This window comes from Zhenhengia yiwuensis, from assembly GCF_014384995.1.
In the GTDB taxonomy this organism is placed as follows: Bacteria; Bacillota; Clostridia; order Lachnospirales; family Cellulosilyticaceae; genus Zhenhengia; species Zhenhengia yiwuensis.
Genome location: NZ_JACRSY010000010.1, coordinates 1 through 24,946, shown reverse-complemented (window position 1 = coordinate 24,946; position 24,946 = coordinate 1). Strand labels below are relative to the sequence as shown.

The window sequence follows — 24,946 nt, the reverse complement described above, 5'->3', positions numbered from 1 at the left end:
CCTATCTTGGGAGCTTTTTTAATATCAGATAAGCTAAAAGTGCAAATAAGCCTGCAAAGAAGAAAGGAAGTTTGCTTCCTAAACTAAAGATGAATCCAGACCCTAGAGAACCAATAACCATACCAAGTGCTTTGGCTGAACCTTGTACACCCATCACTTCTCCATAGTTTTCTTTTGCGATTTTCGAAACAATACTTTGCTGAATAGGCACGACAAGTGCACTTGAAGCAATAAATCCTATAATAAAAACAAGACTTAGTACTGGTGAAGAAACCACACTTGCTAAAACAAGTAAAATACCTGCTATAAAGGTAGTCGATTTGATAATTTTATACTCATCACATTTTTTACCTAAATACGGACCAACTCCTACATTCATAATGAGTGCAATCATACCACCTATAGCCATAACTAAGCCATTTACTGTACTTGGCATATTTAAAACAGACTCTACGTAATAGTTAATGGTTGAATTGTAAGCTGTTGTTGTAATGGTAATAAAGGTCATTACTAAAATCATAATGCCTATACTTGATTTCAAGTCAAACATCGTTTTTTTAGGCTTAAGGTGATCTAAATAAACAGTAAGTTTATCTCCTTTATGCATAATAGGTTGTATCTCTTTCAAACATATTGCAAAAATACCTAGTAGTACAAAACAGAATAATCCTTGTACAATAAATGTATATTCATAATGCGTTTCACCAAGATACCCGCCTAAAAGCCCACCTATAGAAGTTCCTAAAGAAAGGGTCGCTGTATGATAAGATAAGTACTTCATACGCTCCTTTGGCTCTGTTAAATCAGTTAAATAGGCAAGGGCACTTGTAATATAACAAATAGAGAAAGTGCCTCCTAATAATCTAAAAATTAAAATAGGGAAAAGAGTTGTACTTAGGCCAAATCCTACTTGGCTTAAACCATATCCAATTACCCCTATCATCAAAAAGCGTTTTCTACCTTTTTGATCTGATAAAGACCCCCATATAGGAGACATGACATAATTAGCAACTGCCATTAATGCAAAGAACACACCAAACATATAGCTTGGGAACTGCAACTCATTAATGAGCTTAGGCGTTACAGGATGTGCCATATTAAAAGTTGTCATCGTTAATAAATTAATGACTAATAATTGATTCAGTTGTTTCTTATTCATTTTTTATCTCTTTCCTTTAAAATTTCTCAGCTCCTTTATTGTAACAATTATTTTTATTTATTCAATATAAACTTTAGTATACTCTGGGATATTTGTATAAAGCCATTTACTATCTTCTTCTGATAGACGTATACAACCATGAGAAACACGAGCTCCTAGTTGATATTGACCAGACCTGACGTATTTTCCTGTTATATCAAAAAGAATAGAGTGGTACATATAATCTCTAAAAACCACCAAGGCATTTTTACATCTATAGCCTTTATCCATGCCAAAATAAGGTACTTTATATTCTATTTTAAACTCTCCTGTAGGTGTAAGACTTTTATTCTTACCTGTAGAACATTTCATACTCTTAACTAAATCCCAGTTATTTTTCTCTCCCTTAAAAACATAAGTGAGTTGTCTGTAAATATCTGTCCATATTAAATACTCAGTATCACTTTCATAATCTTTAAGGTTCACATAGTCTTCAATTTCCATTGTAGTTGCAGGCTTCCAGCCTTTTCCCATATCACTCACAATATCAATACTATCTAAAGGTACAACTATTTTTTTTCCATCTGCTCTTTTAAGAACATGATACTGTCCTTTTTCGCTACGCCATAGTTCTACCTCTTCACCTTCTTGAAAGCCCGCTGCAGGATATTTTACCTTAGCGGTTACCTTATACTTTGGAAAAACTTTATCCAGTACTCTTAGTCTTTTAGCTTTTGTATAAGCCTCATAGATTACAGTAGGCTTCTGTCCATAATCTTCCTCCGCATAAGGTAATGGAAGTCCACATATTTCTTGAATAAATGTAGTGAGATAAATCATATGCTCTTCCTGCGCTACTGCTAAAGTATCTGCCTGTATACTCTCATGGGGGCCTATCATTTGTTCCCTATAGTTTTTTTCAATATAAGAATCTTCTTTCCAATATATCTGGGTATAACTTACCGTTAATGTAAAGTCAGATAGATTAGTTAAACCACTTTCATCGATTGCAATATACTGCTCATACTCATAAGTTCTAGGACGAATCGTATAATAACCCTCATCTTCTTCAATATACCATAGAGCTTTAAGTGCTCTAAAAGGAATAAACCATCCCTTGGGTGTTTGAATACTATAAGATCTTACATTTCCTATATAAAGTTTTTTTTCACTTAAATATGCGGTAGTCTCTTCAAAATCTTCATCCCGTGTTTCATAGTCAGCTACCTCACATTGTGCCCTTCTAATAAAGTACTCTCCTGTATCATTTTGCTCAAGTACAGCACCTATATTTTTAAGGTCGTCAAATGATATAAAGGGCTCTCCATATAACTTATAAATAGGATAAGCCTGCGTTCCAAACCATACTGTATCAATACTTTTAATCAATTGCCCTACAGATAAAGTTTCATCAAAACCTACTGGCAATGAAGTGGCCGCTATAAGATTTAAAAACATATTTAAGCTTATTACAAAAATCATTATTATAGAAACCTTTTTTTTCATCTTCTTCCCTCATTTTGTAGAATAACTAAATAAAAAAGACATCCTATATTAGGATGTCCATAAACCTATTTTTTATTTATTAATTGCTAGACATAGGAATAAAAGGTGCGATACGACCTGCAAAATTCTGCATAGTAATAGTTTGAAGCCATACTGTTCCTGGTCCTACAAGTCTTGTAAGGAATAGTCCTTCTCCGCCAAATAAAATATTTTTAAAGCCTTTTACCATCTCAACCTCATAGCGAACGCCACTTTCGAAAGCCACTACATTACCTGTATCTACCTTAATGACTTCACCAGGCATGAGTTCTCGTCTTACAACACTACCTGCTGCTTCCAAAAAGGCAATACCTTGCCCACTTATACGTTGCAAAATAAAACCTTCTCCGCCAAAAGCACCTGCTGAAAATCGTTTTGTAAACTCAACACCAAGCGATATGCCTTGTGTGCCGCATAAAAAAGCACTTTTTTGGCAGATATACTCTTTGCGTGCATCAACTTCAAGGTCTAAAATCTTACCTGGGAAAGTAGATGCAAATACAATTTCTGCACTAGGCTTAGAAGAAGTATAAGTAGCCATAAAAAGTGACTCACCAGAAAACATACGTCCAATGCCTTTCATTAGACCACCTTTCATATTGGTGCTCATCTGAATCCCTTCATCCATCCATGCCATTCCACCTGACTGGGTATAAAGGCTCTCACCTGCATTAAGCCTTACAGATACTGCTGGTAAGTCATTGCCAAAAATCTTATACTCCATATTCAATCTCTCCTTTATCTAAAAATACATATTCATTATAGCGCACTTCATTTACCTTGACTAGCGAAGACAAGCTCCTTAAACCTTTCTTGTATATCGGATAGCTCACCTTTCAAACTACCTTGGCAAATGTCCTTACCGCCACCTCTTCCCTCAAAGGCTTCATTAAGCGCCTTGCATAAAGGTAATAGAGTCTGATCGCGTTGCCCTAATGCATATTTAAACCCACCTTCTTCAGGTACTAAAATGAAACATGGCCATGATGTTTTTAAGAATAACTTGCTCATAAGACGGCGAAGTCCATCTGGTGTCAACCCTTCTTCTACTCTGCAAATAGGTCCATGAGAAGATATGGTTTCTATCAGAGTGTTAAAATACTTTTCTTCTATGCTGTAAAGTTTTTGTTTAAGATCCTGCTTCTCTTCCCATAAACCTCTAACACCGCTTGTTACTTCTTCTATAGGTACAGATAAAAGCCTAGAAATCTCTCTATTTTGATTAAGTTTGTTCTCGTAATCCTCTAAAGCACGCAACCCACACTTAAGCATGAGCCTCATACCTCCTCTATGCTTTTGAGCACTTAAGATTTTAATAAGTCCTATCTGACCTGCCCTCTTAACATGCACACCGCAACAAGCACAACAGTCACTTTCCCCAATAGATACAAGCCTTACATCATGTTCAAATACTTTTTTAGAACGAAAAACCTTCGTCTCTAACTGCTCCTTTGTATACACCTTACAAACTACAGCTTGATCTTCTCTAATCGCTTCATTAGCTAATTTTTCAATCTCTCGTATTTGGTTGTCTGTCAGTATACCATCAAAATCTGCTGTCACCGTTTCTTCACTTAAATGAAAACCTACATTAGAATAACCATATAACCTTTCTATAATACCTGAAAGAATATGTTCACCACTATGCTGTTGCATAAAATCTAAACGCCTACTAAAATTAATCTTTCCCTCTACTTTCTGCCCTATTTCAAAGGGATGCTCCACCATATGGCAAAGCGTTTCACCTTCTTCAATAAGCTTATAGACTACTTGTCCATTAATCGTACCATAATCTTCAGGTTGTCCACCGCCACCTGGAAAAAAGGCACTTTGATCCAATTTTATAGCATACAAGTTTTGAGCTCTTTGACACTCTAAAACGGTAGCTGTAAAATGCTTTTTAAAACTATCTTCATAATATAATCTTTTAGTCACTTTCTTCTCCTCCTCATTATGAGTCTTATTTTAAACGAAAGCCTTAAAGACGTCTACGTATAAAAATGCAACTCTTAGTTAATACTAATGGCAACTTATGCATCAAAGGAGTGTACTATGTTTAAACCTAAAAGAGTTATTTTTGAAAAGGGCGCTCTCAATTACCCCCTTGGTCAATCTCTTTATAAGCAGTTTAACAAGGCTCATCACGAAGTTATTATGCTCTCTTCTAACCGTGTTAAAAGTGCTATCCCTGGAGATGACCTTCCTTCTCAATATGAAAATGGTAAACAAACTCTAGTAGTAGGTATCAAAAAATCTTTAAAGTTTCAAAGCTGTAAACCTTCAGCTCACTATCAGCTTCCTCTTGTGAGTGGTTGTATGGGACAATGTGAGTACTGTTATCTCAATACCCAATTAGGCGATAAACCTTTCGTTAAAGTTCATGTTAATTTAGATGAAATACTCGATGCCGCTAAAAAATATATTTATGAACGCCTACCTGAAGTAACACTCTTTGAAGGTGCTGCAACTTCTGATCCTGTACCAGTAGATCCCTATACCCATGCCCTTGCGGACTGTATTACTTTTTTTGCACATGAAGAACATGCAAGGTTTCGCTTTGTGACTAAATACACAGATATAGACCACCTTCTATCACTTAACCATAAAGGTCATACTCAAATTCGTTTTAGCCTGAATACAGATACAGTCATTCATGCCTATGAGCATGGTACAGCAATGGCTGCTAAACGTATTGAAGCAAGTCAAAAATTAGCTATGGCTGGCTACCCCCTAGGGTTTATTATTGCGCCTGTTTTCCTTTATCCTAACTGGCAAGAAGAATATACCCAGCTCTTATCCTCGCTTAGCCAAAAAATGCCTTCTCATTTAAATGAACCCTTATTCTTTGAAGTGATTTCTCATCGTTATACGACTAAAGCTAAAAATCGTATTTTGCAAGTTTTTCCTGAAACCACTCTCCCTATGGATAATGAAACAAGACAATTTAAATATGGACAATTTGGCTATGGCAAATATATTTATCCAAAAGAAACGCTAACTGACCTAAAACATTTTTTTACAGAAAAAATCACTACTTTCTTTCCTCACGCCTCTATTCTTTATATTATTTAAAAAAGCTACCGTAGAAATTACGGTAGCTTTTTTAATTGATTGATTAATTGAGTGTTTCTTTCCAATGATTCATAATGCTACGAATAGCTTTTCCAATAATGAAGTAATCTTCATCATTTAAATTTGCTAAAGAAACTCTAACTGACCATTTTGAAGAAGCAAACCCATCTCCCGATAACAGAATAACATTATGACTATGTGCTAATTCATATAAGAAGTCCACACATTTATAAGCCTTATCCATATCCGTTGCATAGGTCATACCCCATTCTTCCTTAGCCCACTCATATAAGTCAATTTCTGTATAATAGCAAGCATCATGTGGATCCTGTACAAGATTACGCTGAAGTCCCTGGTAAAGAATATTTTTACGTCTTATACAAATTTCACGTGTCATTTCTTTATAACGATTCGCTTTATCTAATAGAGCAAATCCACAGAAGAATGCCATCTGAACTTGCTGTGGTGTCGAAAGACCAGCTGTATGATTCAGTGCTACTAATCTACTATCCGCTACAATACGGTCAATAAAAGTTACATCTTCTGCATGTCTCCCTAATGAAGTATAACGTTTCTCAAGTTCATCCTTGTCTTCTTGATTTAGATTGCAAATAAGTTCATCAAATACATTATCTTCATGGAGCATAATTGTTCCAAGTCTCCAACCCGTTACACCAAAGTACTTAGATAAAGAATAAATACAAAGTGTATTATAAGGTAAATCAGCAATAAGAGAGCGGAATCCTGGTACAAATGTACTATAAACATCATCTGTTACAACCATTAAATCGGGTCTGTCTTCTTTTACAATCTTAATAAAATCAGCTTTACTTGCATCACTCATAGCAATAGAAAGGGGATTATTAGGATTTACAATAAAGACTGCTTTAATAGACGAGTCTTTTAAGACCTCTAATGCTTCTTTTGTATATTGCATACTCTTAACACCATTCACTTCTAATGGTGTTGCTTTAATATAAACGACCTCAAAAGCATAATCTGGCAAGTGAGGAATTTCTAGATATGGTGTAAAAATTGGTGTCATTAAAGCAATTTTATCACCTTTATGAAGTAGATGATTATGTACAAGTGAGTCAAATAAGTAGCACATCCCAGCAGCGCCACCTTCTACACTGAAGATGTTAAATTGCCCTTCAATCTCTACCCCTTGGCACAGTTCTTGTAAAAGGTAATCGCGTACTACTTTTTCAATATGTATAAGACTTCTATCTGGGAATGGATAATGATCACCTATAATCCCATTAACAAGTTCATATACCCAAAAATCCCTATCAAAATTTAATTTTTTCACTCCATAATCTATAAACGCACTTAAAAAAGTTCTAACCTTTTCATCTTGGCAAGTTTCTAAAAACTGGTCTAGACGTTGTGCAATACCTTTACGTTTAGGCATACCTGCTAAATCTTCTTCTTTCCAAGTTCTTTGCGTTTCTAAAACAGCAAATTGTCCAAAAATAAAAAAGGCTTGTCTTGGAAGGGCGGCTGTCCAGTTAGGATTTCCTCTTCCTGCATCTAAAATAGGTTTTCTGTTCTCTTTTTTACTTTTGGCAATACTGATTAAAATTTCTTTAAATTCAAATCCACTTATTTTATTATAAAGGGATTCGACTTCTCGTCTAGTTAGACAAGTCATGATGTTCTCCTCCTAGTTAACTTGCTCGCATCCACGCTATAATTCATGCGTATTGATTCAATAAAATAAAAATAGGACAATAGTTTTCCTATTGTCCTAACTATCATACTCTATATTGACTCATAAAGCCATATCTATCTCATAAATTTTATATAAAATTTATATTAGGCATTTATAATCTTTTGAGTTGTTTTTTCTAACACATTTTGAACTTCTTCATTTGTAATAGGCATTACATTTTCGGATAAGCTACTGATTTCAGTCATCATAGGCAATTCCCCAAGAAGTTCTACATCCATATTACTTAAGAACTGATCCATACCTTCTTTGTTAAAGATTCTAATTTTCTTATCACAGTCTGGACATAAGACATAACTCATATTTTCAATAACACCAAGTACTGGAATATCAATTTTTCTAGCCATATTGATAGCTTTTGAAACAATCATAGATACCATATCTTGTGGTGTTGAAATCATAACAATGCCTGTCATTGGAATAGATTGCATCACTGTAAGTGCTACATCTCCTGTTCCTGGTGGCATATCAATCACTAAATAATCAAGTTCACCCCATAAAACATCTGTATAAAATTGTTTGACAGCACCTGCAATAACAGGCCCTCTCCAAATTACAGGTTGATTTTCATCTTCAATCAATAAGTTTAAAGACATAACTTTAATGCCTTCTTGTGTTGCAACAGGGTGAATGGTCTCACCTGTAGTCATAGCTTTCTCATCTTTAATATGAAGAAGTCTAGGTATACTTGGTCCTGTAATATCAGCATCCATGACACCTACTTTAAAACCTTTTTTATTTAAAGCTTTAGCAATAAGAACAGATAAAGTAGACTTACCAACGCCGCCCTTGCCACTCATAACACCAATGATTTTTTTAATTTTATTATTTGGATTATTTTGTACACCACAACTTGACTCACTTTTAGAACATGAACCATGTGATGGACAAGAACTACAATTTGACATATTTTCCCCTTTCTAACAATAACATTTATATATTTATTGTATGATTAATTATAGATCATGTCAAATTTTGCACATTTTTAATTCTACCAGTATAAATTTTCATCATCATCTATAATTTTTTTACGACACTCTTGGCAGCTATAATAGTCATCCACAACATAACGCACGACTTCATCTGGTACATTAAATAATACTCGTACTTTTTCTAAAACATCCTTACCTAAACATTTATCATGATAAATAATATACTGTCTGCTATTTGTGTTATAACTTACTCTGCCTATGGGCCAAAAATCATACTTTTCTTTATGCTCTTTCTCAAATTTATTTCTCCATACACGATCATGTCCTTCTGGGGGATTAAAGATTACCCCTTGTTGTTTCCCATCATGTCTTTCATACATGTGTGTAAGTATTTCATCTTCTGTACAAAAGAAAACCCCAATGTTAGCCATTTTCTAATTCCTCCTAAAGCCTATCTTAATGTTACTTCATCCATTCCTTTATTAGCTAAAGCATCTGCCCTGTTATTCCCTACATTATCAGAATGCCCTTTTACTTTAATAAAGGTGATATTCGTGAATTTCTGTTTTTCTTCATAAAGTCGCTGCCATAGTTCTTTATTTTCCACTGGTTCTTTTTTGGAAGTCACCCATCCTTTTTTCATCCAGTTATAAATCCAGTTCGTAATACCATTTAATACATAAGCACTATCTACCATTACTTCTACTGGAATATCATGTCTTTTTAAAGCTCTTAAGGCTTGTATGCAAGCAGTCAGCTCCATAATATTATTGGTTGTACCTTTTGTACCACCATAAAGTTCTTTTTCATTTCCTTTGTAAGTTAGATAAACACCCCATCCACCTACATTGTCTTCTCTACCGTTTCCTCTACAACCGCCATCACAGTAAATAATAATTTTATCCATATAAACTCCTTTTATGCTCCTTTTCTTCTAAACGAGATAGTGTATAAATAGTGTAGCAAGACCTAAGAAAAAGAAAAAGCCTAAGACATCTGTAAAAGTTGTCACAAATACTGAAGATGCAAGTGCTGGATCTACTTTAATTTTTTTCAGTACAATAGGTACGGTAAATCCAGAAAGTGTTGCTACAATCATATTCAGAACCATAGCAATACCTATAACAAGACCAAAGATTATATTACCTTCCCACATATAACCTAAAACAGCAATAATACATCCTATAGATATACCTGTAATGGTTCCAATACCAATTTCTTTAAATAAAACCTTTTTGATATGTTTATAGTCTAATTCACCTAAGGCTAGTCCTCTTACCATAACAGTAAGGGTCTGTGTCCCTGCATTACCACCCATACCTGCTACAATAGGCATAAAGGTAGCTAGCGAAACAACCTTTTCAATAGTTCCTTCAAATAAACCTACAATGGCTGATGCTAAAATAGCCGTTAATAAATTAACTAAAAGCCATGGCAATCTACTTCGCACAGATTCTTTTAAAGTACCATTGAGTTTTTCACCTTCACCTACACCACCTAGCTTGTGAATATCTTCTGTATTTTCATCACGCAAAATCTGCATCACATCATCTACAGTAACAATTCCTAAAAGTCTTCCTATATGATCTACAACAGGCATCGTTAAATACCCATACTTTTCAAACAAGTGTCCTACTTCTTCCTGATCCATATGATAAGGAATGCTTTCTACATTCGTCTGTATAATTTCTCTAATAGATGTTGTAAAAGCAGAACTTACTAAATCTTTTAAAGAAACAACGCCTTTAAGCCTGTCTAAGCTATCAATAACATAAAGGTTATAGGCATTGTCCATTTCTTCTTGATTAGCCTGAAGGTATCTTAGGGTCTCTTCTACATTCATATACTCTTTAATACAGATAAACTCTGTTGCCATAATACCCGCTGCAGTATCTGGTTCGTAACTTAAAAGTTGCCTTACTTTCCTCGCATCTTCTTCTGTCATTCTAGCTAAGAGTTTATTAGCCTGATCCTCATCTAAAATGCCTAATAAGTCTGTAAGTTCATCTGAAGACATGGCCTCCATAATGTTTTTTTGCTTATTCTCACTAAACTGCATGAGAAAATGATACTTTTCTTCTGTCTCAGCTTCGTCTATAATCTGAGCAATATAATTTTCAGGTAGACGCCCCAGTATATCTTGCGCATCTTCTTCATCATCTCTTAGAATATCTAAAATATCTACTGGATGTACATCTTCTATGTACTGCATCACCTTTGACTGTGGTGCATGTAATAGAAATTTTCTAAACTCTTCTTTATTCATATTCAATTTCATAGTGGATCCCCTCTCTTAGATGGGGAAGTCTCGTAATGGGGTATGACTAGCTTCTTCCCTATCTGGTAAACTTTCCATCTCTTGTTTATTTTGCCTCTGCTCATGCGAATCCATTCATACCACCTCCTTAACACCATAAAAAAGACTTTTTGTATTTCACAAAAAGTCTTTTAAGTTTCTCTATTTCTTACTTTTTATCATACCTAATGGTTTTTTATCTGTCAATAGATTGATGAAGTACTTTACTTGCTATTCTAAAGGCTAATTTAAGTACTTCATTAACAACGATAACAGAAAGACCTACTAATATAATTTTGCCCCACATATTAGCTGTTAGTGGTACAGCATTAAAGAATTTACCTACAAACTGTGTAATAAGAATCTGCAGGCACGCTGTTAAAGCAATGACCCTTAGGAACATCTTATTCTTTGTAAAGTTAGGGAATATACTTGCAATACCAAACTCTCTACAGTTAAAGGCATTAAAGAGCACTGAAAAAGCAAAAAGACTAAACAGTACAGTTTGCACTTCACTGGCATTGCCTATAACATGATTTAGATTTGCACCTAAGAAGTTTAGTTTAATTTGCAAATATAATACGATAGCAATATAAAGACTATTAAGTCCTATAGTTAAAATCATAAATTTATTAATAATACTTGCATTTCTTGACGTAGGTTTACGCTTCATCACCGATTCACGAATAGGTTCTAATCCTAATACAAGAGCAGGAGGCCCATCCATGATCAGGTTAATCCATAAGAGATGTATCGTAGTAAATGGCATATCATAACCCATAAGTTGACTCAGCACTGCAATAAGAAAGGCTATAACATTGACAGTAAGCTGAAACTGTATAAAACGTTGGAAGTTATTATAAATACCACGTCCCCATTTAATAGCTTGTACAATCGTACTAAAACTATCATCTGTTAGAATAATATCTGCTGCATTTTTACTTACTTCTGTCCCTGCAATCCCCATAGCTACACCTACATCTGCTTTAGTAAGAGCAGGGGCATCATTAATACCATCTCCTGTTACGGCTACAACCTCTCCATTTTTCTGAAGAGCTTGTACAATACGCATTTTAGTAGTTGGCTTAGAACGTGCTACAATACCAATGGTTTTAATTTCATCTGCTAATTGTTTATCATCTAATTGGTCAATATAAGTAGATTCAACTGCACGCATCTTAGATCCTTCACCAATCATACCCAGTTCCTTACCAATTGCCATAGCTGTCTGAATGTTATCTCCTGTAAGCATTTTCGTTTCAATGCCACCTTCTCTAGCTATAGCAATGGAATCTACAACACCTTCTCTAAGTGGATCATTAATACCTACAAAACCTTGGAATACAAGTTCTCTCTTCCAATCTGCTCTTGTTCGATAATCCTTAGGCTCTATACTTTCTTTATACCCAAAAGCTAATACACGCATAGCTTCTTTTTGAAGCTGACTCATTTCTCGTATAATCTCCTGTTTACGCGTCCCTGTTAAAGGTTTTATACTCCCCTCTATTAATTCATAACCGCATTGTTCAAGTATAACTTCAGGTGCGCCTTTAGAATAAAGTATATAATGGTTAGGGGTATGAATCATAGTGAGCATATATTTATTCTGAGAATTAAAAGGAACCTGTCTTACAATATCACTAATCTCTCTTGCTGTTTGATAATTAAAGTCTTTACAAAGACGAAGAAGCGCACATTCTGTAGCACTTCCTATATACTTAGGTTCTGGTGAGCTATAATCTACATCTGCTGTGCTATTAATCAAACAGTTATGTACAAAGTCTTTATGTTCACTTAGCTTAGATGGCTCGACATAATGTCCTTCAAGATATACTTTTGCTACTTGCATACGGTTCTGTGTTAATGTACCTGTTTTATCGCTACAGATTACACTTACACTTCCTATAGTTTCACACGCTTCTTTTTTACGTACTAAAGCATTAATTTTAGCCATCTGTTTCATAGTAATAGCAAGTGTAATATTAATCATAGTGGTTAAGCCTTCTGGCACAGCCGCTACAATCAAAGCTACACATACAACAAAGGCTGTTTTAATCTCTGGAAAGCATGCAGCCAGACCTTTCATAGAGTTTCTAAAAGCTTGTCCATTAGCAAGACTCATATGAATAGGTGCTTCCTGTATAATCTGTACAAGCATATAAACAAATAACATGCCTGCAACAGCTGTAGAAATTTGAGAAATCTTCTTTCCTAAGTTATCAAGTTTAATCTGAAGTGGTGTATCTTCCTCACGCTCTCCTAATTCCTTGGCAATACTTCCCATCTCAGTGTGGTCTCCTATAGCTGTTACAACCATAGTCGCTGTACCAAGAGCGATAAGTGTTCCCCCAAAAAGCATATTCTTCTGCTCTGCTAAATGGTCTGAACTCACCGTACACTCTTCCTTACGTACATCATCAGATTCACCTGTTAGCATATCCTCTCGTACTTTAAGCTCGACACTTTTTAAAATACGTCCATCTGCAGGAATCATGTCTCCTGTTTCTAGAAAAACAATATCTCCTACTACAACTTCACTTTTATGTATGACCTCTTTTTTTCCATCCCTTAGCACTTTTACACGTATATCCTCTGTCATTTGTGCGAGAGCTTCAGCCGCTTTTTTGGATTTATTTTCAGTTACTAGCCCTATCACACTCCCTATTAAAATAGCCAAACAAATCCCAATGGCATCATGATATTCTTTAATGAGCAGGCTAATACCCGCTGCAATAAGTAATATGATAATAAGTTGCTGTCCCAGTATTTCTTTAACTTCTTGAAGCAGACTAGCTTGTTTAGGCTTTGTAAATTCGTTTTTACCATATTCTCTAAGCCTATTATCTGCTTCTTTGTGTGTAAGTCCTTTCTCTTCCGATACTTTCAGCGACCTAAGTACACTTTCCTTTGGTTGCCTATAATACTTATTCTCCATAGTATCCTCCTCACTTTGACTTAAGTAATTTGTACTCTATTTATATGTACGCCTTGTCCATATTATTCCACTTAAACCTTAATCTAAAATACTTATCTTATTTGGGGCATTATAAAAAGGACTGCAAAGAGCAGTCCTTTAAAAAAGTTTCATAAAAGCTAGAATAATTAAGGTAATACCACTTAACCAGGAAATATTCCATTTAGTTGTTTGGGCAATATGTTCCCCTATACGAGCACCTAATAAAATAGAAAACAGCCCTATAAGGAGTGCTAAAATAAGTGTTTCTATATAATGAACTTCTACAAGACCACTTCCAAACCCTGCTGCAATACCATCCAAAGAGAGTACAATACCTAAAGAAAGTGCCTCTTTAATACTTAGTTCTTTAGAATGGTCCTGGTCAGCCCTTGTATTATCCATATAAATATCCAAGATAAAATGAAAATCCCAAAACTTAAATGTAATACCTTGTACATGGTTGGAATGCTTCTTTAGAAAATCTTTAATAAGTCCTTCACAAAATCTACTAATACCTAATAAAAATAAAAGTCCAAAACATAAAACGGTGGTCGCATAAGCTGGCAAGAGTGTACTAATAAGTGATCCCCCTGCCATAGAGATAAGTAAAATAAAAGCACTTACTATGCTTAAAGCCATAGCAGAACGTACAGGAATTTTAATACGATCTGCGCCATAGGCCAAACTTGCCACAAAAGCATCTATGGATAGAGCTATAACCAACAATAAAATTTCTATCATATTGATCACCTAATTTCTTTTCTCTATCTCTATTTATATGCTAGTTGGAAGAAAAAGGTTCTACACCCTCCTCATTGAAAGGTGGAATGAAACTTTCTTTATTCGTCTCTCCTTCCTGTATAAAGCCATTTTCAATGCCTATAGCTAAGGCATATTCCACCATATAATCATAATGCTTAGGACTTAAAGGACGATTCAGTTCTGGATACTTAGCTACATGCTTAAGAGGTGTATACTGATTCATTAAGCTAATGTAAACCTGATCCTTATAGGTGTTATACAGATACTCGACAATATGCTTAGAATCAAAAAGTAGTCCTGGCAACATAAGATGCCTTACAATAACCCCCTTTACCATCATCCCTGCCTCATTAAAACAAGCTGTTCCTACTTGTCTTACCATTTCCCCAATGGCTGCTTTGGCATAATCACCATAATGGGCAGCTCTTGAATACTTCTTACCATAGCTCGATTTAAAATACTTAAAATCCGGCAAATAAATATCTACGTACCCTTCAAGTCGTTTCAGTGTTTCTACTTTCTCATAACCACTTGTGTTATACACAATAGGCAGATGCAGTCCTTTTGTCCTAGCAAGTTTGATGGCTTCTATAATCTGAATGCTGTAGTGAGTGGGTGTAACAAAATTAATATTGTGTGCCCCCTTCGCCTGCAACTCCAAGCAAATATCTGCTAGTCGCTCTATAGATATAACTTTGCCTTTTCCCATTGTGCTAATCTCATAGTTTTGACAAAATACACACCCTAATGTGCAATGTGAAAAGAAAATAGTTCCTGAGCCTTTCTCTCCTGATAAGCAAGGCTCTTCCCAATGATGTAGGGCAGCCCTTGCAATCTCTACTTGTCCATCTGCCCTGCAAAAACCTAATTGTCCTTCTAAACGATTTACTCTGCATTCTCTTGGACATAATGTGCATTGTTTTAATAATGATTCATCCATCCCTTAGCTCTCCTTTTTTCAATCTCATCCGTTTCTCTTATTATATAAACATTTTCTTTCAGAGTAAAATAAAGTAAAACATAAAAAAGAGAGCCTAAGCCCTCTTTTAACGTAGGAAACCTTGTATCAATAAGCTTCCAATAAAGATTAAGTTAAATAGCCAATGTAAGTTGTTCGTATAAGGAATACCTAGTCCTTTAAAGCTTGCTACACATTTATAAGCTTTAAAAGCAAGTGGTAAAGTAAAGAATACTAATAAAGCAGGCAATGGGCAGATTCCTAATACAACATAAATAGCCGTTAAAACATATGCGCCAAACACAAGTGTTGCATAAAGTTTTTTACTCTTCTCACTCCCAATACGTACACTTAGTGTTCCAAGACTTAAGCCCTTATCACGTGTAAAATCACGCATTTCATTACTAATCATAAGTGCTGGAATGAAAAAACTTGGTGGCAATGCAATTAAAACAGGTGTCCATGAAAAGCCCATACCAAATGGGAAATACGCACCATATACCATTAAAGGTCCCATAAGCAAGAATGAAAGCGGAACACCTAATCCTCTACGTTTATAGACAAAAGGCTCCCCCGTATAAGCATACGAACCAATAATTCCTATAATCCCAATCCAAAACATCTGCATATTTGTTAGGAGAATGAGTAAGATTCCTATTACTGCAGCACCTGCAAAAGAGCCCATGCCACACATAAAGACAAGTATATCAAAATATGTACGTTCTACACCTAAAAACTTAATTTTTCTTCCTGAAGGCCTATGATATCTAAAAGAACCTTCAAAGTAATCATTGATAAAGTTCGCACCTAATTGAGCCAAAATCCCCGCCACTGTAATTAAAATAATTTTAAACCAATCAAGAGCAACTTGACTGTTAAATAAATAACCTTGATTGTAGGCTACAACAATTCCAAGTGTTGTAGAAGCTACTGCAAGGGTTAAAGAAAGCGGTCTTGACGCAATCCATACGTCCTTTATCAATACTTTAAAATAATTTAAATCTCTTTTCATCTTCTCACCTATATGTCCTTCTTTAAAGTCATTTTCTTATTATGACATAAATTTAAACATTGCACAACCTTATTTATGTATAGTACAATAAAGATTGTTTTTTATTTAACACTTTTTTAACATCGGAGGATATAACATGAAATGCAAGAAACTTGTTGCAACACTTACGCTCATCCCTACACTTATACTCGCTGGATGCAGTACTTCTTCTAACGCACCAGAAGAAACGCTCTCTCTTAAAATTGGTGTAATGCCTGCAGTAGATACTGCACCTATTTACCTTGCAGAAGAAAAAGGCTACTTTGATGAACTTGGTCTTGATCTTACTATCGAACTTTTTAACAATGCCGGTGATCGTCAGACAGCTCTTCAGACATATGCTATTGATGGCGCTATGACTGATCTTATTGCAGTTGCTACAAATATAAATGGTGGATTCGACCTTAAAGCTACAACACTTACAGATGGTGTATTCCCTGTACTTGTTCGAGCAGGTTATGAAGAAACTCCTGAAATTAAAGTAGCTATGATGGAAGTATCTGTTTCTAACTTCCTTATTGATGAATGGTTAGGTGATGACTATACCATTGAAAAAGTATTTATTAATGATATCCCAGCCCGTCTTGAAATGATTAAATCTGGTCAGGTAGATATGGGACTGTTCCCAGAACCAATGGCTTCTAACGGCGCAGCAAATGGGGCTCTTGAAAAAAGAATTTATACACCTGAAGATGGTATTTGTCCTAATGTTATGGCCTTTACAGACAAAGCTTTAACAGAAAAAGAAGAAGCTATTGCACGTTTCCATGAAGGCTATAATAAAGCTGCTCAGGACCTTATGGAAAATCCAGATGAAGCACGTACACTTCTTATCGAAAAACTTAACCTTAATCCAGCTATTCAAGATGATATCATCCTACCAACTTATAGCTTAGCACACTTACCAGAAGAAGCTTATATTCAAAAAATAATGGATTGGTCTAGTGAAACACTTAACCAAGAACTTAACCTCGTTCCAAGTAACCTTATTGAAGGAAAATTTGTAAATAATGATTAATATCTATAACCTCTCCTTCTCCTATGAAGGGGAGGTGGTTCTAAATCACCTTCATTTAACTATTCCTAAGCACTCTACTTGTGCTATTATTGGTCCTTCTGGATGTGGTAAAACAACGCTCCTTATGCTTTTAGCTGGTCTTTATAAACCCGAAGCAGGATCGCTTCTTATTAATCAAACACCATTAGCTGGTATTCGCCAAAGTACAGGCCTCATTTTGCAAGACTTAGGTCTTCTACCTTGGAAAACAGTGTATGATAACGTGGCTCTAGCACTTGTTCCCTTTAAACTTTCTCATGAGCAAAAACATAAAAAAATAATAGAAGTTCTTAATCAACTAGGACTTACAAAGTACCAAAATAAGTATCCTCATCAGCTTAGTGGTGGGCAAAAGCAACGCTGTAGTATTGCTCGAACACTTGTACGTGAACCTGATTTACTCTTATTAGATGAAGCAACTTCAGCTTTAGATGATCTTAATAAAGAACATCTGCAAGAACTTATTTTATCACTTTATCACCATAAGCCTACTACACTTGTACTCATTACTCATAATATTGAAGAAGCTGTTCTGCTTGGTAAACAAATTGTTATTATGGACAAAGGACAAATTAAAACAGTTCTAGAGAATCCATTCTTTGGCGATCTAAAAGCTAAAGAAACGCTTGCTTTTTATGAACAAGTGCTTCAAATTCGCAAGCTCCTTAAAGAGGAGGTCTCATCATGACTCGTTTTAAAAAACTGGTTACTCGTCCTACTTTATATGGTCTTTTAAGCATTCTATTTCTATGGCAAGTTTTAAGTTTATGTGTAAACTCTAATGTTATACCTGCACCGCTTGAAGCCATTACCAAATTTTTTGTACTCCTTCCAACTGAACTGTGGCGCCACCTCATTACAAGTTTATACCGAATGCTCCTTGCACTTGTGATTTCTCTCATGATTGCAGTACCTTTAGGGATTTTGTGTGGGCTTTATACGTTACCAGACCGGTTACTTTCTCCTATTACGTATATTTTGTATCCTCTTCCTAAGGTTGCTTTTCTACCTATTTTTATGATTTTCTTTGGTATAGGGGATGCCTCTAAAGTTATACTGATGGTCTCTATTATGATTTTTCAAGTATTTCTTGCTGTCCGTGATGGCGTAAAAGAAATTCCTTATACTTTATTTCAGTCTATGAAAAGTTTAGGGCTTAGTCCTTACGATCAGTTTAAACACCTTGTATTTCCAGCTATTCTCCCTAAACTTTTTTCAGCTTTAAGAGTCAGTCTAGGTGTTGCTATTGCAACTTTATTTTTTGCTGAAAATTATGCTACTACTTATGGTATTGGTTACCTCGTTATGAATGCCTGGTCTATGGTAGACTACCCTAAAATGTTTGCAGGTATTATTGCTCTTAGTCTTATGGGTTTTGTCCTCTTTAAACTCATTGATCTTATAGAATTAAAATGCTGTCCATGGACACAATAAAGGAGCTTGCTTAAAGAAGCTCCTTTATTTATGTTAAGACCTTGCAAATAGTCACTTTCTTAATACGTTTTTATCTACTTCTAAAATACTTAGCTCATAGCCTTCCTTAAGCGCTAGTTTAATTCTACTATCTTTTTAAGAAATCCTACCAATCTCTTTAATAATAAAACCCCCTATTGTCTCACAGTCTTCTCCCTTAAACAAATCAACATCTAATAGCCTCTCAACCTCTTCAATAGATACACTTTCATCGAGAATCTAAACATCTTCTGCAAGCTTTTCAATTTTAACAGCCTCTAGGTCCTATTTATCCTGGATATTCCCCTCAATCACTTCAAGTAAATCTACAAATTTTTCTGCTGCTATTGCTGAGGTAAGGAGACCTGATAAAGTTACACCTACTTGTATGGTAGCTAAAAAGTTAACAGTGCACTTATAATAGGAATAAGAAGCTGGGCCTCTTTACTACCTTTCTCAGCTTGTTTTTTTATATAAATAGATTTTTTATATTTATTGAAAAATAATATAAATTAAAGCTTATTTATAAAAGCTACACAAAAACTGCTTATTCAAGCCTAAAATGACTTAAAAAGCTATTTGTACTAAATTTTCATTCCTATTAAACTAGGTAACATGGAATCATTATAATCTATAGGGAGGATTTTTAATGAAAATCACAGATTTTATGTTACTACTTGGAGGACTTGGACTCTTTCTTTATGGCATGAAAATGATGAGCGAAGGACTAGAAACTGCTGCTGGAAATAAACTAAAAGGTATCTTAGAAAAACTAACCTCTAATCGGTTTCTAGGCGTTTTTGTAGGTATGGTTATTACAGCTCTTATTCAGAGTTCTTCTGCAACTACTGTTATGGTTGTAGGTTTTGTTAACTCTGGACTCATGACCTTAAATCAGGCTGTATGGGTTATTATGGGTGCTAATATTGGTACGACTATTACAGGGCAACTTATTGCACTAGATATTGGTGCATTAGCCCCGCTTATTGCCTTTATAGGTGTTATGATTATCTTATTTTTTAAATCTAAACGTACCAGATGCATTGGTGAAATCATTGCGGGCTTGGGGATTCTCTTTATTGGTATGGATTTTATGGGGAATGCCATGGTACCACTTCGTGACTCTACCTTCTTTATTAAAATGATGACCAGCTTCTCAAATCCTCTATTTGGTATAGCTGCTGGTGCACTCTTTACCGCGCTTATTCAAAGTTCCTCTGCTTCTATTGGTATTTTACAAACGCTTGCTTCAAGTGGGCTTATTGGTCTAAACAGCAGTATTTATATTTTATTTGGGCAAAATATCGGTACATGTATTACGGCTATCATTGCTTCTATCGGCACCAATCATAACGCTAAACGTACTACTATTATTCATTTGCTCTTTAATATTATTGGTACACTTCTTTTTGTGACTATTGCTTTAACTTTACCTTTTACAGATTGGGTAGCACACTTTACGCCAAATTCACCTGCTGCACAAATTGCCAATGTCCATACTCTCTTTAATATTACAACAACCCTACTCCTTTTACCTTTTGGTAATCTTCTTGCTGCTATTGCAAGGAAACTTCTTCCTGGAGAAGATTTAAGTGAGCCAGAAATGCAGCTTGAATTTGTTAAACCTTATCAAATTGGTTCAACTGCCATTGCTCTTTCTCAGCTTTGCAAAGAAGTTCATCGCATGTTCAAATTAGCTACGCAAAATGTTACTTTAGCTTTCGATGCAGTAGCTAAAAATAGCATAGACGAGCTCAATCTAGTCTATAAGAATGAACACTATCTAGATTATTTAAATATGGAAATCATTCGCTATATCAGCAAAATTTCCGCAACAGATATGCCTCTTGCAGATGCCAAGATGTTAAATGCTTTATTTAAAATTACAGGAGATATTGAACGTATTGGAGACCATGCCTTAAATATTGCCCAATACGAAGAGCGTATACATAATGAAAACCTTACCTTATCTGAACCTACACTTAAGGAACTTCAACAAATGCGTCTCCTCATTCTAGACACTTTCCATCAAATTGCCTCTAACCATCCTACTCATAGAGTCGAAACTCTAGATTATGTACTCTACTCCGAAGAGACCATTGATAAAATGAATCAAAGTTTTAGACAAAATCAAATTGAGCGTCTTCATCTAAGTTCCTGTTCCCCTGAAGCTTGTGTGCTTTATAGCGAAATGCTTATTGATATTGAACGTATTTCAGACCACTTACTTAACATTGCCCAGACCTGCTATCAAGCAGAGCTCTATCTTACAGATACTCTCTAACAGCTCTTAAATAAAGAAAAGCTGATGCACCTCCTTCTTTAAGGCTATGCATCAGCTTTTTAAGTTTATCTTAGCGCACCTTTACTACGTAAGTAAGCACCTAACTTTTGCTTTTTAACATTTACAAAAACTTCATTATAATCATTTGTACTATAGTTAATAAGCCCACAACTTCTGGCACTTTTAAGAATTTCACGTACTTCTTCTCTAGGAAGGCGTACTTTTTTAGCAAGTTGCATCATATCTGGACATCCGAAATAAAATAATTTAAGAACATCTAGTGCTTTTTGATTCGTCATGATTTTACCTCTATCTTCTGTTAATCTTTTCTCATTTTAGCATATCTTAAGTAAATGTAAAGCCTATATACTCCTAATTTCCTTAAAGAGACCTGCTTCTTCCATTATTTTGGCTTTATTGCCTATAACACATAAAGCCTGCTTTGCCATAACAGCCTCAAACATTTTACCTAGAGCACGAATATCCTCTAAAGTTGCCTCAAGTACTTGATCACGCTCTCTTTGTAACTTTTCATACTCGACTTGGCACAAGCTATAAATCAGTGCTCGTTCACTCTTTTGCTCCATAGTAAGTGGCATATCTAACCCACCTATCGTACCAATCTTATATTTTTCTAGTTCATCTTCTTCTAGGACTAAGGTTTCAAGATAATGCCCAATACCTTTAAAGATTTCTAATGTTTCACCAAGTCCTGGATCACAATAAGACGAAAGTACCATATTACCATCTCGGCTAAGCATCATACTCGCACCATAAGCACCTCCTTGAAGACGTACTTTATCCCAAAGATACGTACTGTCTAAAATATGACTTGCTATATGAAGTGCCCCATGGAAAGTGTACTCTAGCTGTTTAAAGTTAAATCCGCTCACAATAGCTTGCACACTACTTGAAGTTACATAGGCTTCATTTCGAATGGTTCTTTCAAAAGTATAAGTTGCTTTTTTAGACTCTATACTTGGCAGCGCTTTTACAAAATCTTCAAGTTTCCCTTTTAACATTTCATACTCATGTTCTTCTGCTGTTACACTGATTTTAAGAGCTTTTCTTTGCATAATGCTATGATAAAGCTGTGTAAGCGTATCCATAAGCTTCTCACAACAGCTATCAAAGTTTTCATACTGTTCTTTTAGGAATACATAGTATACCATACCTGATACATGATCTTCATAGAGTGCTGCATCTGAAAAATAAGTATAGAGTCTTCTAGTCGCTCTATACTCTGGTGAACTTGTAAAGCTTCTTTCAATCTCATACTTCATCATACCTATAATTTCTTTGATCTTATCCTTTTCACTAAAGATACTATTTAATGTAATCTCCTTCAGTAGATCAGGAAGTACAGGCAATTTCTCATTTAAAACTTTGCATGAAATCTTAAAGTATGGCTTATAAGAACAAGTGTCCTCATAATGCGCATAAGCATTAACAGAACAGTTCAGACCACCTGTTTGCTTGTTAATTTCATTTTCAAGGGTATTATACGTATAATGCTTTGTACTTACATAAGTAAGAAGATTAGCAAGCAAGCCTAAATAGGGTAGTTGCTCCTGCTTAACATGAGATGTATCGAAAAGAAAATGGAGATAACTAATAGGCCCTGTATATTCTGGATTAAAATAAAGTATAGCATCTTCTAACTGCACCTCTTTAATCACTACTTGAGATACTTCACGCTTTAAATCTCTCGCACTTAAATGAGGGAGTAGGGCTAAAGCTTCTTTAGTATTCGGCTCATCTTGTTCTGCATCTAATTTAGCATTCATTTCAATAAGTGCCTCTAGGTCTTCTTCTGATAAAGTTTCCCTATAAGCTTCAAGTTGTTTTGTAAGCCTTTCTTCTTCCTCTCCCTCAAGTGTATAACTTGGCTCTAATATGATAAAAGCATAATGAGGATTATCTAGAAAATACTGCTTAATTAAGCTTTCAAAATATCCCTTATCTTTTTGCTCTTGTATATGCTGGAGATGCTTTTTATAAGTTAAATGTCTAAAAGGATGTTGGTCATACAGCACACTCATTTGTACTTCTTCACTATAAATAACGCCTTTTGCCTCCCAAGGTGTGTCACCTTCTTGAAGACCAAAGCTGACAACCGATAGGGCTGCATCTATCAGGTCTTTTTCTATGCCTTCTGTTACAAGTCTATGCAGCACCTCAAATACAGTTTTTTTAAACATCTCTGCATGCTCACTCTTACTTCCATTTAATACAATAGAAAAAGTAGGTTGTCTCTTTCCTGTATCATAACCAGCCTCTTCAAGTGTTTGCCCTAAGCCTTTCTCACTGATGAGCTCCTTTGTTAAAGGAGAAGCTGAACTTTTTAGTAACATATGCTCAAGTATTTCAAAAGCAATACGTGTCTCCACATCTTCAATCTCTTTTGTCACAAAACTTAAACAGCATATGGTCTTATCTTCTATACACTCTTCTTCTGTAATAGGATAATAAGTATTTACCTTCTTAGGCTTTTTGAACGTTTCTTGAAGAGGAATTGACATAGAAACCTTGCTAGTTGAAAAATCCTTTAAACACTTTTCATCTAATAAGGCAAGCTGTTTCATTAAATCCCCATCCCCATATAAGAACAAAGTACAATTAGCCGGCTTATAATGCTGGTCATAAAAGGCTAAAAAAGCCTCTCTTGTTAAATGCGTAATAGCCTCTGGCTTCCCACCTGAATCATAACGGTAACATGTATCAGGAAAAAGTGCTTCATGAATAGCAGCTTCCAGTCTTGTAGAAGGCTCTGCATAATCCCCCTTCATTTCATTGTAGACAATACCATTATAGGTAATCGCCTCTGATACATCTTCTAAAACATAATGCCATCCTTCTTGTTTAAAAATAGATTCACGCTCTTTAATTAAAGGATGGAAAACTAAATCCATATAAACTTCCATAAGATTAAGTAGGTCTTTTTCATTTTGACTTGCACAGTAATACATGGTCATATCTTTATATGTACACGCATTTAAACTGGTGTTCAAAGACCCTTTATCCATCTCTATGAAGGTATCCTTAAGAGGATATTTTTGTGATGCACAACACACAGCATGCTCAATTATATGCGCAACCCCGCTATGATCTTTTGATAAAGTCTTAAAAGACATGGTAAATACTTTATTCGTATCTGGCGTCTCAAGTTGAATCAGCCTTGCTCCACTTTGAAGATGCTCAAAAATACGCCCTTTACCTTCTATTTCTTCAATATTCTTTTCTTCTATTAATTTAAAACCATAATAAATTTGGTTACATTCTAAATTCATTCTTCTATCCTTTCTAGGTAATACCTCTATTTGTCTATTATAACGTACTCCTAAGCAGTTTAAAAGGTAAGTCTTATTACCAAAAACATCAGAAATCATTATAATATTCAACACACTGAAATAAAAGGGGATATATCTATGGCGATACTTGAAAACATCCAAAAATTTTTGCTCATTCTAAGAAACTCTCTAGCAGCAAAAAGATATGCGTATATAAAACGTTCATATGGCTCAAATGACTGTTACAGACTCTATTAAAGAGTTACCTATTATTTTTGCATAATAAAAAACGCCTTATTTATTGAACTGACCCCCATAAGTTAGACCTAAAAAATCTAACTTATGGGGGTCAGTCTTTTTATGGCAAAATATAGTTTTGAATTTAAGAAAAAAGTAGTTCAGGCATATCTAAATGGAGAAG

21 protein-coding genes are annotated in these 24,946 nt (G+C 35.1%); 5 read left to right on the top strand and 16 right to left on the bottom strand.

The window, feature by feature from the left end:
* Position 1 precedes the first annotated feature (1 nt).
* The 4 genes from H8718_RS07655 to H8718_RS07640 all read right to left on the bottom strand — a co-directional run bounded on the left by H8718_RS07655 (position 2) and on the right by H8718_RS07640 (position 4,618).
* Complete coding sequence (locus H8718_RS07655; protein WP_249332479.1) at positions 2-1,159, bottom strand: MFS transporter; 1,158 nt, start codon at positions 1,157-1,159, stop codon at positions 2-4.
* A 57-nt stretch (positions 1,160-1,216) separates the two neighbouring features.
* Positions 1,217-2,644 carry a L,D-transpeptidase gene (locus tag H8718_RS07650; RefSeq protein WP_249332478.1) on the bottom strand — a complete coding sequence of 476 codons (1,428 nt, stop codon included), beginning with the start codon at positions 2,642-2,644 and terminating at the stop codon, positions 1,217-1,219.
* Between the two features lie 79 nt (positions 2,645-2,723).
* Positions 2,724-3,407 carry a TIGR00266 family protein gene (locus H8718_RS07645; protein WP_249332477.1) on the bottom strand — a complete coding sequence of 228 codons (684 nt, stop codon included), beginning with the start codon at positions 3,405-3,407 and terminating at the stop codon, positions 2,724-2,726.
* A gap of 47 nt (positions 3,408-3,454) precedes the next feature.
* On the bottom strand, positions 3,455-4,618 hold the full coding sequence (locus tag H8718_RS07640; RefSeq protein ID WP_249332476.1) for an alanyl-tRNA editing protein: 1,164 nt from the start codon (positions 4,616-4,618) through the stop codon (positions 3,455-3,457).
* Positions 4,619-4,735: 117 nt separating this feature from the next.
* Here H8718_RS07640 and splB point away from each other — a divergent pair, with 117 nt between their 5' ends.
* The gene (gene splB, locus H8718_RS07635; protein WP_249332475.1) at positions 4,736-5,755 is read left to right on the top strand and encodes a spore photoproduct lyase; all 1,020 of its coding nucleotides are present in this window, start codon (positions 4,736-4,738) and stop codon (positions 5,753-5,755) included.
* A 43-nt stretch (positions 5,756-5,798) separates the two neighbouring features.
* Here splB and aspD read toward each other — a convergent pair whose 3' ends face one another.
* The 9 genes from aspD to H8718_RS07590 all read right to left on the bottom strand — a co-directional run bounded on the left by aspD (position 5,799) and on the right by H8718_RS07590 (position 16,403).
* The gene (gene aspD, locus H8718_RS07630; protein ID WP_249332474.1) at positions 5,799-7,409 is read right to left on the bottom strand and encodes an aspartate 4-decarboxylase; all 1,611 of its coding nucleotides are present in this window, start codon (positions 7,407-7,409) and stop codon (positions 5,799-5,801) included.
* 164 nt (positions 7,410-7,573) lie between these two features.
* Positions 7,574-8,395 (bottom strand): Mrp/NBP35 family ATP-binding protein, encoded by an 822-nt coding sequence (locus tag H8718_RS07625; protein WP_249332473.1) that lies wholly within the window; start codon positions 8,393-8,395, stop codon positions 7,574-7,576.
* 83 nt (positions 8,396-8,478) lie between these two features.
* A complete protein-coding gene (locus tag H8718_RS07620; RefSeq protein ID WP_249332472.1) occupies positions 8,479-8,850 on the bottom strand; it encodes a hypothetical protein in 372 nt (123 codons plus the stop codon).
* Positions 8,851-8,870: 20 nt separating this feature from the next.
* Positions 8,871-9,326, bottom strand: a complete 456-nt coding sequence (gene rnhA, locus H8718_RS07615) for a ribonuclease HI (RefSeq protein ID WP_249332471.1) — start codon at positions 9,324-9,326, stop codon at positions 8,871-8,873.
* 27 nt (positions 9,327-9,353) lie between these two features.
* Positions 9,354-10,697 carry a magnesium transporter gene (mgtE, locus tag H8718_RS07610; RefSeq protein WP_249332470.1) on the bottom strand — a complete coding sequence of 448 codons (1,344 nt, stop codon included), beginning with the start codon at positions 10,695-10,697 and terminating at the stop codon, positions 9,354-9,356.
* Positions 10,698-10,911: 214 nt separating this feature from the next.
* On the bottom strand, positions 10,912-13,650 hold the full coding sequence (locus H8718_RS07605) for a calcium-translocating P-type ATPase, PMCA-type (RefSeq protein ID WP_249332469.1): 2,739 nt from the start codon (positions 13,648-13,650) through the stop codon (positions 10,912-10,914).
* A 138-nt stretch (positions 13,651-13,788) separates the two neighbouring features.
* Complete coding sequence (ytaF, locus tag H8718_RS07600) at positions 13,789-14,412, bottom strand: sporulation membrane protein YtaF (RefSeq protein ID WP_177672234.1); 624 nt, start codon at positions 14,410-14,412, stop codon at positions 13,789-13,791.
* 40 nt (positions 14,413-14,452) lie between these two features.
* The gene (locus H8718_RS07595; RefSeq protein WP_249332468.1) at positions 14,453-15,373 is read right to left on the bottom strand and encodes a radical SAM protein; all 921 of its coding nucleotides are present in this window, start codon (positions 15,371-15,373) and stop codon (positions 14,453-14,455) included.
* A gap of 106 nt (positions 15,374-15,479) precedes the next feature.
* Positions 15,480-16,403, bottom strand: coding sequence for a prenyltransferase (locus H8718_RS07590; protein WP_249332467.1), 924 nt, complete (start codon positions 16,401-16,403; stop codon positions 15,480-15,482).
* Positions 16,404-16,539: 136 nt separating this feature from the next.
* On the opposite strand from H8718_RS07590, the gene H8718_RS07585 reads away from it, so the two are divergent.
* Genes H8718_RS07585 through H8718_RS07575 form a run of 3 tightly spaced genes read left to right on the top strand, consistent with a single transcriptional unit; the run spans position 16,540 to position 18,933 of the window.
* Complete coding sequence (locus H8718_RS07585) at positions 16,540-17,460, top strand: ABC transporter substrate-binding protein (protein ID WP_249332466.1); 921 nt, start codon at positions 16,540-16,542, stop codon at positions 17,458-17,460.
* Entirely contained in the window at positions 17,453-18,187 is a 735-nt protein-coding gene (locus H8718_RS07580) for an ABC transporter ATP-binding protein (RefSeq protein ID WP_249332465.1), read from the top strand. The genes H8718_RS07585 and H8718_RS07580 overlap by 8 nt, the downstream gene beginning before the upstream one ends.
* Entirely contained in the window at positions 18,184-18,933 is a 750-nt protein-coding gene (locus tag H8718_RS07575; protein WP_249332464.1) for an ABC transporter permease, read from the top strand. Before H8718_RS07580 ends, H8718_RS07575 begins: the two co-directional genes overlap by 4 nt.
* A gap of 135 nt (positions 18,934-19,068) precedes the next feature.
* Here H8718_RS07575 and H8718_RS21055 read toward each other — a convergent pair whose 3' ends face one another.
* The gene (locus H8718_RS21055; protein ID WP_408646575.1) at positions 19,069-19,170 is read right to left on the bottom strand and encodes a transporter associated domain-containing protein; all 102 of its coding nucleotides are present in this window, start codon (positions 19,168-19,170) and stop codon (positions 19,069-19,071) included.
* A gap of 430 nt (positions 19,171-19,600) precedes the next feature.
* On the opposite strand from H8718_RS21055, the gene H8718_RS07570 reads away from it, so the two are divergent.
* On the top strand, positions 19,601-21,235 hold the full coding sequence (locus H8718_RS07570; protein ID WP_249332463.1) for a Na/Pi cotransporter family protein: 1,635 nt from the start codon (positions 19,601-19,603) through the stop codon (positions 21,233-21,235).
* A 65-nt stretch (positions 21,236-21,300) separates the two neighbouring features.
* On the opposite strand, the gene H8718_RS07565 is transcribed toward H8718_RS07570, so the two are convergent.
* Both H8718_RS07565 and H8718_RS07560 read right to left on the bottom strand, forming a co-directional pair.
* Positions 21,301-21,534 (bottom strand): hypothetical protein, encoded by a 234-nt coding sequence (locus tag H8718_RS07565; protein WP_249332462.1) that lies wholly within the window; start codon positions 21,532-21,534, stop codon positions 21,301-21,303.
* Between the two features lie 63 nt (positions 21,535-21,597).
* Complete coding sequence (locus H8718_RS07560) at positions 21,598-24,525, bottom strand: insulinase family protein (protein WP_249332461.1); 2,928 nt, start codon at positions 24,523-24,525, stop codon at positions 21,598-21,600.
* Positions 24,526-24,946 lie beyond the last annotated feature (421 nt).